The sequence below is a fragment of the Paenibacillus urinalis genome, from assembly GCF_028747985.1.
GTDB lineage: Bacteria > Bacillota > Bacilli > Paenibacillales > Paenibacillaceae > Paenibacillus > Paenibacillus urinalis.
On sequence record NZ_CP118110.1, the window covers coordinates 1 to 12,955 of the forward strand.

The window sequence follows — 12,955 nt, forward strand, 5'->3', positions numbered from 1 at the left end:
TTTAAAGGGAAAGGTACAAACTTTTTGAAATTCAAAACATGGTATAAGCAAAGGGCAAGCCATCTGAACTCCAAAAGGCAAATTAAAATTCTTCATCCTTTTTCACTAAAGGCACTTCATATAATTGTCCATCCTTTTCTACTAAAGCCACTTCATGATAATTACCTCTTTCTTTAACATCATCCCAATCCATCAAATAATCACACGGTTCACACCAAAACTCTCTAATTGGAGGTGGCTGCCATGACATTCTCCGACCACAATCAGGACAATTCACAATAATACTCATCGTCTTTTCCCCACTTGGGCTAGATGTACCAACCTAAAATACTCCGTCACGATTCCATTGACATTCTTGTCGATACTATCAATGGAATCATTTTTATTTACACTTGTAGAATCACGTTCAATACTTTTTGTTAAACCGAGTGATTCGTTTATTTCATCAGGATTCACATTTTCGAATGTATCAATAATTTCATTCCCCTTTACAGTATAAGTATACTGGATTTTTTGCCTTATCTTACAGGACATTCTTGTTATCCGATTTTATTTAGAAGAGGGCGATAAACACCCTCTTCTAAATTCAACTAAATTCCTGAAGTTAATGTAAAGGTGAATACAGATCGATAAGTACCAGCCATCAAACCTGTTTCCTCTCCTGGTACATACTTACTTCCAGTTCCTGACGATTCAATATTTACTTTATCCGGTATACTAAGGGTGAAGTCTAGAGGTATTTCATAATATCCCATGCCTTCAAATTCCTTGGCTGATGCCAAAACTTCGGATTGAGTTCCTGTAAATATTTTCTTTCCAACATTGGACAGCTGGGCTTCAGGTCCTGACAACGTATTACTGCCTTTAACATCTACAGATAGTGAGCTAGCTGGAATACTCACTACTAAATCCATTGTATTTAATGAGTTATCTGTTATTGGATCGGAGACAAAATCCTTTACATCGAGACTGTACTGCCATCCCTTCGCATTACCTCTGTAATCCTCGATAAGTGCCCTACTCACAGAATTAATCTGTTGGTAAGGTCTCGTGCTATCGATGATAATGGTTGAAAGATCTGCTCCTTCAAATCGAGAGTTTAATCCCCCACCATGAACCGTGAAGTCTACATCTTCGGTAGTAATGGTTTCCAGTGGTCCCCCAGGATTCGGTGTTGGATCAGGATTCGGGTCAGTCCCTTCACCGGGAACTACGATGGTAAATGGGCCTCCAGAGTAAACCACATTACCTGAATTCACTTCTCGTATTTCCACATAAATTTGATACGTACCAGGGGCATAAGCTACCGGACCTGCATACTCAGTCCACATTTCATCTTGGCCGTCTTTGTAATATACCTCAAGATCCGGAGAAGAGATACCTGGATCAACGGTAAGTTGTCCATCTTCTACCATAACTTTAGGGTCTACCTTTGTAGTAACAAAACTTACGATCTCACTTTCTATTCCATCAGTAGCCACCACTTTTGCTCTTACAGTGTGTACGTCATTAGATACTGTAATAACGCCTGTGGTTTTATTCCACTCACCACCCCCTACAGAATAGTAAGCGTCTCCTTCCGTTGGATCAAACTGAACCTCAAGATCTAATCCATACTGAGTGTTTAATCCTTTCTGTACGACTACCGGTTTGTTAACTATTACAGGTTCACTTGGGCTTTCTGCTGTGAGATTAAACGATTTACTAATCAATACTTCATCTCTTGAATTCAACATTCTTACTTCAACCGTATGATCTCCCGGTTGCAGTAACAGGTTGTTATCTACATTGAATTCTTGCCAATCTCCACCATCTACCTTCACCTGTACTTTGGTACTTCCTGTAGCCGAAGCACGTACTTTGAATTCATCCTTCGAGAGTTTTTCCACCGTAGGATGACCTTCTGTGATTACGATTGGATTACTCGTGATTGTGAGCTCTCCAACTTCGCTGATATTGCCGTTACTGTCTGCAGATCTTGCTTCGATGGTTACATTACCAGAGTCAGTAATGACGATCTCACCATTGTAATCCAGCCATCCCCCACCATTGATTTGATATTGTTTTGTTGCAATATCTCCTGTAGTACCAAAATTGATTGACACTACGGACTGATCAAACTTGTCTTGCGAAGCAATCGATAGTATAGGTTTATCAGGAGCAGTTTCTGGTACAACATAATCGGCTGGGTAAACCACCGGAGCATTACTCACCACTTGCCAGTTACCCCATTGGTCAAAAAAGCCTAAGATACCATCTTCGTCTATAGCATACACATGAGTCTGCATGGATATTTCAGGTCTCAAACTAAAGAGCGAAAGATACTTTTTTGGTAGGACGGTTATAACACCGTCACCTTCCCACTTGAGAACTGTGTTGTCATCCTTCAAGGCGAACATACGTGGAATTGTCAGCATTCCATTTGTTCCATTTCCTTGTATTGCAAAGTCTTTAATATTTTCAATTTCATTGCCAGGACCAGTTAGACGAACAGGAGAAGTAATGTTCCGATCCTTTGTACCAAACATTCCATCACTGTTAGTGCCCCAACCGTACAAATAACCGTTAGGCTTCGCGAATATTACGGTACCAGCGCGAGTTCCCCACACCTTTGATACTCCTGTAGCTATTTGTGTTCTTGTTGAAGAGAAACTGGCTTCTGAAGCATTCCAACTATTGATAGGAGTACCCCAGTATTCAAGGTTACCATTATCAAGATTAAGGTACCCGGTTGAGATGTTCTTACTAGTTGAGTTAGTCTTCTCCCCCGCAGACGCCATCTTTCTAAGGTTCTCTACTTTCACATCTGCTGGGAAAGGATACAGTGTGTTACTGTATTTTGATTCGCCCACACCATATAAGCTTTCTCTAGAATCATATGCCAAGAAATTAGTCAGTGAGAAAGACTGACCTTTCACTGTAAACACACGTCTAGATGCTTCAAGACTGGTTGTTGTACCAGGGTTGTTATAATCATGAATATAATTGAAGCCTTCTACAGCTTTCATCTCAAACTCAGAAGCGTCAGTGAAAGCAGGGAAGCGATCGGTTATGTCTACGGGTTTTGCATTGGTACGAGAGTTTTGATTAAATCCTGCACCTACAAGATAGACTTTATTATTCGTAACGAGCAAAACACTATCTACTGCTAAGCTATAGATCTTCTGCACTCCTTGTAAAGGGTCGCCAGTAACTGGATCAACAACTTCTGTAGGCACAGTTTTGTCTACTTTACTACCAATACCCAACTGCCCCTCTGTTCCTCTACCCCAGGCCATAACTGTCGTGTCTTCCATCACAGCAAAGTAGCTCAAAAATTTACTCCATTTTCCAGCCTGGTTAATAACCTCGAAATCCTTCACTCCATCCAGCATTTTAACTGCTGGGGTTCCTTGGTAGAGTTCTCCGGATTGTGTAATATAAACACTATTACCTCCGGTATAACTTCTCACTTTCTTCATGCCACTATCAAACCCAGTAACTTCATACGGTGAATTCATATTTAGGTGAAGACTTTTACCATCATCTAGCTTAAATTCATAACCCACAGTAGGCCTGCTAGAGTAATCTGAAACGTAGGGCTCTACACTAAGAATCTTTGAGTATTCCGCAGCCTGAGCTTTAGGTTCCAGTTCTGCAAACGAGTAGGTACCAACCAATAGTGCAACCACCAACGTTCCGATAAGACTCCTCTTCCATCCAATCCGGATCTTATTCTTTTTCTGATTAATTTCCAAGTCACTCACCACCCCTTAAATACCTGAAGTCGCTGTATATGTAAATACAGACTTATATGTTCCAGCGATAACCCCGATTTCTGCACCTTCACTATTTGTCATAGTCTTTGGCAAGCTCAGAATGTAATTCACCTCAAAATCATACGCTCCTTGACCTTTACCTACATCTGCGGAAACGATGGTGCTAGGAACTGAGGAGAGTACTTTGTTCTGTGCAAGCTCTCCACCTTGCGTAAAATCAATCGGTACACCGGAAATGGTATTTTTCAGAGTGGTAGTAAATTGTACGATACTAGCAGGAAGCTTAAATTCCTGGCCGTCCATAGTAGTTACAAAATCTGTAGCTGCGACACTATATGCCCAGCCAGCCCCATTGCCTCTATCATCAATTGCTCTAAGGAACGAATCCGCTTGTGATTTTAGATTATCCCTTGATGAGAGAGTAATGTCGTTAAAGCTTAGACGGGTTTGGGCGAACTGCAGACTTCCGCCTGTGACTGCAATCTCTTTCTCAATTTCTTGTGCAGAAGCTGCTAGAGGGAAAGCTATTACCATTACTAGCATACTTGCCAAGACTTTCTTCATCTCCTGTTCACTCCTTCAGATGTATTAGTTCTAATAGATCCTAAACTTACACCTTGCTCACCTCCTTTCAGGTCAGTTTTTTCTAGTGAGTCCCCTTAAACTGATGTGAGGCAAGCTTAGATTTAAGAGACTTCTCATCTCTTTCTTTCTTTTTCTTCTTAAGCAGGAGGAAAAGCAAGAGGAAGAAACCAATAATAAATACAAGAATTAAGATCCCTATTACAATTACTAAGGCCAGATTATTTTTTACCCAATCCCAGATATCTGTTTTTTGTAATATTCCTGCATAGTTCAATGCGTCTTGAGACTTCTGTGCTTCCGCTTCGGTTATCGTAAAGTTAAATGTTCTACTTACTTTGTCATCGCTATAATTAGCTTCAAAAATTGCGGAGTATTCTCCAGGAAGCAAAACTTTATCTTGTACCGTATAGACCATATCTGCTGTCGTACCCGCATAGATAGACTTTTCTGACGGTTGATTATTAAAACTTTCACTAAAAATACCATTACCCTTAGAGTCTCTTACTTGGAGGACACCGTGAGGCCTTTCTAAAATAGTACCTTTGTTAGTAAGCTTTACAGTAAATTGAGAAAAACCGTTAGCTATGTACTCATGTTTGAAATTGTCGATGCTCATTTCGTGCTTAGACTGTTCAACTTGATTTTCAAGAACGATCTGTACTCCTATTCTTTGAGCCTTCTCAATCAACATGACAGCATGAGTCGAATTCACCTCAGGTGTTCTCCTTTCAGAATTATCTAAAGACTCCTCTGCGGCCACTACTCCTACATGCTGTCCAGGGACGATATTCTTTGGAACATTCACTTTGAAACTTAACTTCTTCTTCTCTTTCGCTTTTAGAGATACTTTAAAGGGTTCTGCAGGTTGTATCCACGAACCAACTGATGCTAATTCCTCATCTTTACCTGAGAACAATTTGCCGCCATTAACACCTGGTTTAGCATCTGCTGGATAAACCCAGACTTCTAACGGTTCTTCTTTTAAGTTCTGTAGATAGAAATCATAGGTCTTTGATTCTCCTCCACTTACAGTATCTCTGTAAAAACCCGTAGATTGTTCTATCTCTTTAACTGGAGACAAAAGGAACTTAACATCCTCTTGTGCTTCGACATGAGTATTTCCTATAACCATAAAGAAAAAAAAGCATAAGATTCCTAACATCCAGCTAGATTTTTTCACTTCGTCATCTCCTCTACTCTTCTGCTACCTTTTGATGGAGTAAGCCCCTAACTACCTGTATTTAACAGCGTCTCATCTTCTTTTGTAGTTAGCATGTTGAGCCAATTTGTTACTTTATCTAATTGTTCAATATTAATAGTGTTTCTAGGTTGATAATCGCGAATGAAACTATCCAGTTCCTCAGTGGTTAGCACAGCTGTATTTGAATTTCTTTTTAAACTTACCTCTAATTCAACTTGGGGATGAGTAAATACAACGATCCCTTGTACCCACATTGGCAAACCGATGCTTTCAAGGTTCTTGGCAAGCACAAAAGTATGTATTCTGGTCATTGCCATAGGATTTCTAAGCGTCTTGGGTTCCGTGGTGTTATTTCCTGTCTGCTTGTACTGACACCAAACCTTATCTTCCTCAGATCCCACAATGCGGCCTGAACGATTCTTTCTGACGATGATAAAAACACCTTGATCTTGGACACGAATTTCCTCGATCTTCACTTTAATATCCTCATGAAACAGCTCAATATTTTTGTATATCTGGTTAGGGCTATCATGACTAAGAGTATTTACTGGTTTTTTTCCTGTGGATTTTATTTCATGTCGAAATTTATTCTCCCTTAAAGTTTTGAATAGCAAGAAACATACAATTGCTAGGGACAATACAATTAAAATGGTTGTTATTAAATTTTGTAACTCCAATTAATCCACCTACATATTTTGTATTTAGTTAAATATGACTTTCGTTGAAAGTATTAAGAGTAATATGAGATTCATGATAATAAGTAACGGGATACCTAACTTAAAAAGAAGGTGCTTTGTTTTATGTCTAAAAAGGTACATCCCCATCCATACGCCTGTTGCCCCACCCAAGGCCGCGATTGCGAATAATCGCTTTTCTGGAACTCTCCGTGCTCTTATAATTGCCTGACTCTTGTCGTACCACATGATGAACAAGCCAGCAGTGTTAATAAGTGCAAAATAGCCGAATATTAGCATGCTTTTTCCCCTTAAAAATTTTAAAGAAATCTAATTAATCTAAATTACAAGACAAATAATATTACTCTCGATCAAAGCTGATACTTCACCCCTTTTAATTGTATGTATGTTAGTTAATATACTAATATACATATATACTAGTATCAATTATTTTCTTCTGAAAAGTACTATTTAATTCTTAGGATTTATGGAAAGTTGACTCCAGGGAATTTTTACTGTAGAAACAGATTGATTATACTCGGTTTCCTGTTCTACTAGTTCGATGAGAGATCGGAGGATGGCAGCATCAAAAAGAAAAGATTCTTCCTCCATTATTTTAATTGCACTAACAGCACTTAATGGAGATTGGTATGGCCTGCCTCCAATGATCGTGGAAAATGTATCGCTTATAGCAGCTATCCGTCCACTTAAGGGGATCTGTTTACCCTTTAATCCTTTTAAGTATCCACTTCCATCAAAGCGTTCATGGTGGTACTCAACTATATTATTAATCACTGATGGGAGTTCAAAGCTTTCTATTAGCTTAATTCCCTTTTGTACGTGTTCAGATAAACATGCCTTATCCTTGGTCGAAAGGACTCCGTTTCCTTTTAAAATATCGTCCCCCATGGCGATCTTCCCTAAATCATGAATTAAAGAACCGGCATAGTATAGCATTGATTGTTTAGGGTCATGGATCTGAGCGAGTTTATATGAATAATGAGCCATCAAGACAGAATGGTTAGCGGTTTGTTCATCTCTCAATTTTATACAGTAGAAAAGTGCATCAATGATCATCAAGTAGCTCTTTAAAGCCTGTTCATTCATCTTAGGCGATGGGTTCACTACGTTAACCATTAACTTACACCTACTTTTGGATTAATTTCACTGACATCTCTTGATGCCAAGGCTTCATGATCTCCGTATTCGACTACTCTGTTTTTCCCTGTCTTTTTTGCAACATACATAGCGTCATCAGCTCGTTTGATTAATTCGTCTGCAGATAGACCTTCAACAAATGTACTAAACCCTATACTTACAGTGATTGAGTAGATCCCCTCTTTCGTATCAAACGATGCCTCATTTTCCACCCTAGAACGGATGGTTTCTGTTAGCTCGGAAATATTCAGATTCGACTCTATAATTAAAGCGACGAATTCTTCTCCCCCGTATCTTCCTCCAACACCTACTCCTTCTAATTCCTCAATAAGGATTGATGAAACTTTCTTTAAAACAACATCACCTTTTTTATGTCCGAACGTATCATTTAACAGTTTGAAATTATCAATATCTAGAAAAATTAAATGTGCATCAACTTTTTTGTCTACGCTTCTAGTGACAAATGTCGTGAACTGTTTACGATTGTATAGTCCGGTTAAGGGATCCTGTATAGATGATTCATATGTATCACGAATTAATTGAATCAAGTAATCGACGATATACGAAATGATTACTGTGTAAGAAGAAATATATAGAAGAATGATAATTATCTCTAAAGGTGGACTATTTCCTATAAACAAACCAAGGATTACGACTATCTTAGAGAGTATAAATAAGATAATTGAAGACTTTGCTTTGTTATGCATAGCTGCAGCTAGGTAATACCATGCAGCTGTCGCTAACACAATTGATAACATAGGCTGAATCGCAGGAAACGGAATCAGTAGACCAGTTAGTCCAATTGACCCACATCCTAGATAAACCACCGACCGCTCCCATCGCAGTACCGTGTTAGATAACTGGTAAAAGCTAAACAAGGTACAAATGAATAGTACGTCACCTAAGATTTGTGCTCTCAATGTCTGGTCATCAAATGCACCAAAAAGGGATAAAATATGATACACACTAGTTACAACTACAATAATGGTCAATTGAATATTGGTACTTGAGTTCTTACGTTTAGGCATTCTTCTAGTTAGATTCCACATTATATACAAAAGCGGAAGCATTATAACTGATTGTGAGAGTGACACTTAATCCCTCCTAAATGAAAGAGTTTTAGGGAAGGGGGCTACCCTTCCCTGTATAACCATTTTTGAAATGTTAGAATGGAACCTGCGGACTAAAGTCATCTCGACTTGATAAATCGGCATGATAGAATACAACGTCTCCATCCTGTAAAGTAAATCTGTTACCAAAGGAGTCAAACTTAATTCGCTGAGATCCTTCTAATTGCCATTGATTCATTAACGGCGCATTGATGTATTGCAAATGTGGTTTGTTTAGATCACCGTTACGAATGGTTTCGATATCAAAGTTCACGATGATATAGCCATTCTTAAAGAAAATTGGAGAATTATCATCGAGCCCTCCGTGTGTACGTCCATACTCAGCAATATCTGTCCCAACTTCTACCACATAAGGCTCTGCAGGTAAACTGTATTCCCCATACCAATTCTGAACAGCTGCATTCGCACGTTGGACATTCACAGAAGCTGGCAAGTTTGTTTTAGGACCTATAAAGGTACGTAGTTGCTCTGGAAGCAGCAGGAGATTATAGCCACCAACTGGAGTTTTTTGCTTGGTATCTTTACTTATAAACTGTTCCGTGTACTCCTGCTTCGTCATCGATCCGAGTTGCCCCGTTGTATAGTAATTATCGAACTTAAAACTGGCCGTATCGATCATTTCTTCTGTAGGCACATTCCGAAGTCGATCATTCATAATGACATAGCGCTGTACCTTATCTTCTTCTGATCCAATCTTCACAAAATTACTCTCATTGGTTTTGTAATAAAGATCTACTGGAAAGCGATACTGACCATCTTTTGATACAAAGTGGAACGTCGGAGTAATTCGTATTCCATCTTCTTTGCCGAACATATTTCCTTTAGTTTTAAAGTCGAATTTGAAGTGATAACCGGTTTTCACAGCTACATTTTTATAACCCTCTGCAGGATGACTACCAGGAAGAATTGGCAAAGTATATTGCTCGGAGTTTCCACGAGGAGCACCATCTATGCCGTTCATTCCAACCCAATATGATAAACCTGTAGGTAGTGTACTACCTATTTGCGTACGGAAAACGGACTCCCAATTGTAATCAGCTATATCAGTTACTTGAAAATCGTACAGCCGGCCAATCACTTCGATGGAAACTTCATCGACAGCTACGTGGTTCACTAAGTCAAGATTTGCATCATACTGATATGGTAACTCTGGAGGAGCGTTCTCAGCTATGTTCCTGAAATACACCTGATAATCACCTTCATCAACCCATACTGGAAGGAAGAACTCTGTATCAAGCTGATTTACAGGAATATCAATCCAGGTATTCTTTGGATAAAATTGTGTTCGGCTACTGTTATAAACATCGAATGGAAACTGGACTTGTTTGGTTCTGAAATACTTTGCGTAATCACGATTACCGTAACCTGGATAATTCGTATGTTGTCCATTCGTCGGTATCCGAACTGTAAATGGTCGATCCAATATGAATGCAGCACGATTATAGTTCGGGTTCGTCTTCTGATTATGTTCGCGGTCATCCGTTACCGAGGAGTAGTTCACAACGGGCGTATGAACGGTTACGGTATTTATCCCGTATATCGGGAAATTCTTATTACTACCACCGTTAATATTACCTTCCATGAGACCATAGTAAATTGTCCCAGAACTTGTTGTATTTGCTCGGTTAGTCTTACTACTACTGATAATGTTCCCAGGCTTATACAACACGTTTTCATTAATTTGAGGCGGCTCAGGAATTGTACTCGGCGTTGGTCCGCTTTCATCAACACGGCTGCCACTCATGATAGTAGCTCCGTTAAATACAAGCGAGTCATTCGTCACTTCTACCTTCTTAACACCTTCTTCAGCAACGCTCTGCAAGTTTTCACTTGGTGGTGATGGTGGACTCGAATAAGAGCTTCCACCGAAAGATCCTGGCGGTGCAATAATTGGATTTGGCGGTGATGGCGGATAGAAGGCGCCCGTTTGATCCACTGTAAATTCTGGTGGCTTATACCCCTGTGGGGTGATGCTTATCTGATCACCTGGTAATGCGTAATTTTTGAGCTGCCCTTCATCAATTTTGTATACTTCTAAGTTATCAATCACCCAATATGAATAAGGCCGTTCAACTGTATACTGTTGCACTACCGTTTCAGGAGTCTGTTGAGGATCCGGAATTGTTGTTGGTTCTCCATTCGGTCCAGGTGGACCTGGTTGACCAGGATCCCAGTGCAATGTCCAAGTCTTTTCTACATTAACTGTAAAAGTACATACCCCAGACATCTGGACGAAAGAATGTTGAGCAAGGTAGTTTCGAGCCAGGATATTTCCATATAAGCTCTCTGATGTTGGAATACCTTGTAACACGTCAAATTGTTCACTGCCTCGTTGATCAGCCAAGATTTTAGCTGTTACGACTGGATCCATGTATCGTCCATCAATAGTAGTTCCAGGAGTTGGTGCTGTACAACTAGCTTCAGGAATTTCCGGATCAGGCGGCGGTGGATTCCCCTCTTTCTTATAGTAAAAGTTCACATAGTAAATAGGGAAGGTAGCATCATACTTAAAGCCACTCGGATCTCCGGGCGTAATTTCTCCACCGCTTGGAGGTGCAACCGTACTTTTTTTATGGCCAACGTATGTATATTCCTCGGTGCCTGGTGTGTGGGTGAATCTATAGTCTACGTTTTTCTCAAGCTTCTCTTCCCGATCCTGAAATCCATCTATGTTATTTAGTCTTTGCCCCGTCGTCGTCCAGTGTTGGACGATGGCTTTTCCTTCTTCTGGTTCAAGTTCAATCGTGAACAGTGTAGGAAAGAAATAACGCCAACCTTCTACATTCTCTCCGAAAACTTGGCCGTTTTCAGTTTCTTCTTCAAGCCTCCTATCGACCTGCTTTACAGCTTCCAAAGTCCCATTCAACACGAAAACTTCCTTCCTGCCCGACATTTGTTCCTTTGCCTACAACAGGCGTGTTTCTATAATTATTGTAATTCCTTGTTGAAGTGGCATCTTGATAGTATTGTTTGCGATTTACAGCCAATTCTCCCGTTCTCGAAGTTTCAAATGTCTCATCTGCAAGCTCCCAGTTAAAATCAAAAGGTTTAATTCTAATGTCTTTAATCTTACGGCTCGAACCAAACGTAAATTCATATGTTCCACCATCTACAACTGCGACTGTATCTCCTGGTTTATGGCCGCCGCCAGTCCATTGCCCCGAATTGTTTTTCCAAACCTCGTAATATACCATCCCTACGAAGTAGTATAGATTCGGATTGTCCTCGTCCTGAAGAAGGCGATTTGAGCTAATTGGAAAAACTGCTGCCTCGGCCTTCCCTGGATGAAGTGTAAACACGACGAGAATAGAAGATAGAATAAGTACCGCACTGAGTAAGGAGCTCATCATCTTTTTCATTCGGCTCGTTGTGCTCCTTACTTGAATGGATTAACAATGACAACTGCATAATTCTCTAAGTCGCCATCTTCCAGCAAAATATAATCCGCCTGATTAATTTTGAAGTTTCTCCAACCCTCATAGCTTTCAATGTATTTTCCAGTTTGGAACTTATCTGACCGACTTACCACAGGATAATGATTCATGGCCGTTTTATCACCGTTATTAATAAAAGCCGCATCTAAAACTTGACGACCTTTCGCATAATCGTTCTTAACAAGGAATGAAACTGGATTTCCTCTTTGACTGCTTCTAATCTGAACCAAATCATCTCCTGTTACTTGGTTCTTAACAATATTTAAACTGTAGACTACTTGACTATTTCCCAACTGAATTGGAAGGTCACTTTCCTTAATGATCTTTACTCCTGAATATGCTTTATCATTCAAGTTTGTAAATGCACTCTTTGTTTTCGTATACGCCTTGAACTCGCTCAATTTCGTAAGCTTGAATTCCTTATCGTCTGTGCTTCGGAAATCTTTCTCCCCGATCCAGACCCAGCGGCTGATTTTGTCCCATTCTACTTTTTGACCGAGTCCTTCACTTACGAGACGAATCGGAACAAACGTCCGGTTCTGCTTCAGGATGATTTTTGTACCATAGTCCTTTTTCTTTCCGTTGACTAAAGCTGTCGTTCGGCCAACTGTCATCTTCACCGTGTGATCCTTACTTGTAATACCTACAGTTTGAACCTTTCCTGTTTTGGAATAGCTAACTTTAGCTCCGAGTGATTCCGAAACGAAACGGATCGGCACCATCACGCTGCCTTGAGCATCTTGAAATGGTTTTGCATCTGGAAAACTCATTTTGTTGGTGTTAAGAAGAACTTCTACTTGTTGAGAACTAGCTAAAGCGGACCCGGAAGTGAATCCTAACATTCCAAACGCTAGCACACCCGTCATGATAGTTAAAACTGTCTTTTTCATATCTTTTACTCCTTATCTAAATTATTTAATTTCTTGTCCTTAATGAGCCTATAAAGGGTATGAGGAAACAATTGTTAGCGATGAGCTATCAATGGAGACAAAGATATAATAAATTTCAAATGCTC

11 protein-coding genes are annotated in these 12,955 nt (G+C 39.8%); all 11 read right to left on the minus strand.

The window, feature by feature from the left end:
* Positions 1 to 82: 82 nt before the first annotated feature.
* The 11 genes from PUW25_RS26475 to PUW25_RS26525 all read right to left on the minus strand — a co-directional run bounded on the left by PUW25_RS26475 (position 83) and on the right by PUW25_RS26525 (position 12,830).
* Positions 83 to 289: a hypothetical protein gene (locus tag PUW25_RS26475; protein ID WP_205054977.1), complete on the minus strand. Its 207-nt coding sequence runs from the start codon at positions 287 to 289 to the stop codon at positions 83 to 85.
* Between the two features lie 301 nt (positions 290 to 590).
* Positions 591 to 3,737, minus strand: a complete 3,147-nt coding sequence (locus tag PUW25_RS26480; RefSeq protein ID WP_205054978.1) for an RCC1 domain-containing protein — start codon at positions 3,735 to 3,737, stop codon at positions 591 to 593.
* Between the two features lie 15 nt (positions 3,738 to 3,752).
* Positions 3,753 to 4,322, minus strand: a complete 570-nt coding sequence (locus tag PUW25_RS26485) for a WxL domain-containing protein (RefSeq protein WP_211750217.1) — start codon at positions 4,320 to 4,322, stop codon at positions 3,753 to 3,755.
* Positions 4,323 to 4,404: 82 nt separating this feature from the next.
* A complete protein-coding gene (locus tag PUW25_RS26490; RefSeq protein WP_205054980.1) occupies positions 4,405 to 5,523 on the minus strand; it encodes a COG1470 family protein in 1,119 nt (372 codons plus the stop codon).
* A 47-nt stretch (positions 5,524 to 5,570) separates the two neighbouring features.
* Positions 5,571 to 6,221, minus strand: coding sequence for a nuclease-related domain-containing protein (locus PUW25_RS26495; protein ID WP_205054981.1), 651 nt, complete (start codon positions 6,219 to 6,221; stop codon positions 5,571 to 5,573).
* A 24-nt stretch (positions 6,222 to 6,245) separates the two neighbouring features.
* Positions 6,246 to 6,518 (minus strand): DUF1294 domain-containing protein, encoded by a 273-nt coding sequence (locus PUW25_RS26500; RefSeq protein WP_205054982.1) that lies wholly within the window; start codon positions 6,516 to 6,518, stop codon positions 6,246 to 6,248.
* A 171-nt stretch (positions 6,519 to 6,689) separates the two neighbouring features.
* On the minus strand, positions 6,690 to 7,355 hold the full coding sequence (locus PUW25_RS26505) for an HD-GYP domain-containing protein (RefSeq protein ID WP_205054983.1): 666 nt from the start codon (positions 7,353 to 7,355) through the stop codon (positions 6,690 to 6,692).
* Positions 7,355 to 8,470, minus strand: a complete 1,116-nt coding sequence (locus PUW25_RS26510) for a GGDEF domain-containing protein (protein WP_205054984.1) — start codon at positions 8,468 to 8,470, stop codon at positions 7,355 to 7,357. The genes PUW25_RS26505 and PUW25_RS26510 overlap by 1 nt, the downstream gene beginning before the upstream one ends.
* A 70-nt stretch (positions 8,471 to 8,540) precedes the next feature.
* Complete coding sequence (locus PUW25_RS26515; RefSeq protein ID WP_274336772.1) at positions 8,541 to 11,372, minus strand: DUF5704 domain-containing protein; 2,832 nt, start codon at positions 11,370 to 11,372, stop codon at positions 8,541 to 8,543.
* Complete coding sequence (locus PUW25_RS26520) at positions 11,335 to 11,865, minus strand: hypothetical protein (protein ID WP_274336771.1); 531 nt, start codon at positions 11,863 to 11,865, stop codon at positions 11,335 to 11,337. The genes PUW25_RS26515 and PUW25_RS26520 overlap by 38 nt, the downstream gene beginning before the upstream one ends.
* A gap of 17 nt (positions 11,866 to 11,882) precedes the next feature.
* Positions 11,883 to 12,830, minus strand: a complete 948-nt coding sequence (locus PUW25_RS26525) for a copper amine oxidase N-terminal domain-containing protein (RefSeq protein ID WP_205054986.1) — start codon at positions 12,828 to 12,830, stop codon at positions 11,883 to 11,885.
* Positions 12,831 to 12,955: the final 125 nt, after the last annotated feature.

What these genes read in the sequence shown, in the direction of transcription:
- PUW25_RS26475 (WP_205054977.1), bottom strand. Translation starts at nt 289, where the DNA reads ATGAGTATTATTGTGAATTGTCCTGATTGTGGTCGGAGAATGTCATGG.
- PUW25_RS26505 (WP_205054983.1), bottom strand. Translation starts at nt 7,355, where the DNA reads ATGGTTAACGTAGTGAACCCATCGCCTAAGATGAATGAACAGGCTTTA.
- PUW25_RS26525 (WP_205054986.1), bottom strand. Translation starts at nt 12,830, where the DNA reads ATGAAAAAGACAGTTTTAACTATCATGACGGGTGTGCTAGCGTTTGGA.
- PUW25_RS26520 (WP_274336771.1), bottom strand. Translation starts at nt 11,865, where the DNA reads ATGAAAAAGATGATGAGCTCCTTACTCAGTGCGGTACTTATTCTATCT.
- PUW25_RS26500 (WP_205054982.1), bottom strand. Translation starts at nt 6,518, where the DNA reads ATGCTAATATTCGGCTATTTTGCACTTATTAACACTGCTGGCTTGTTC.
- PUW25_RS26485 (WP_211750217.1), bottom strand. Translation starts at nt 4,322, where the DNA reads ATGAAGAAAGTCTTGGCAAGTATGCTAGTAATGGTAATAGCTTTCCCT.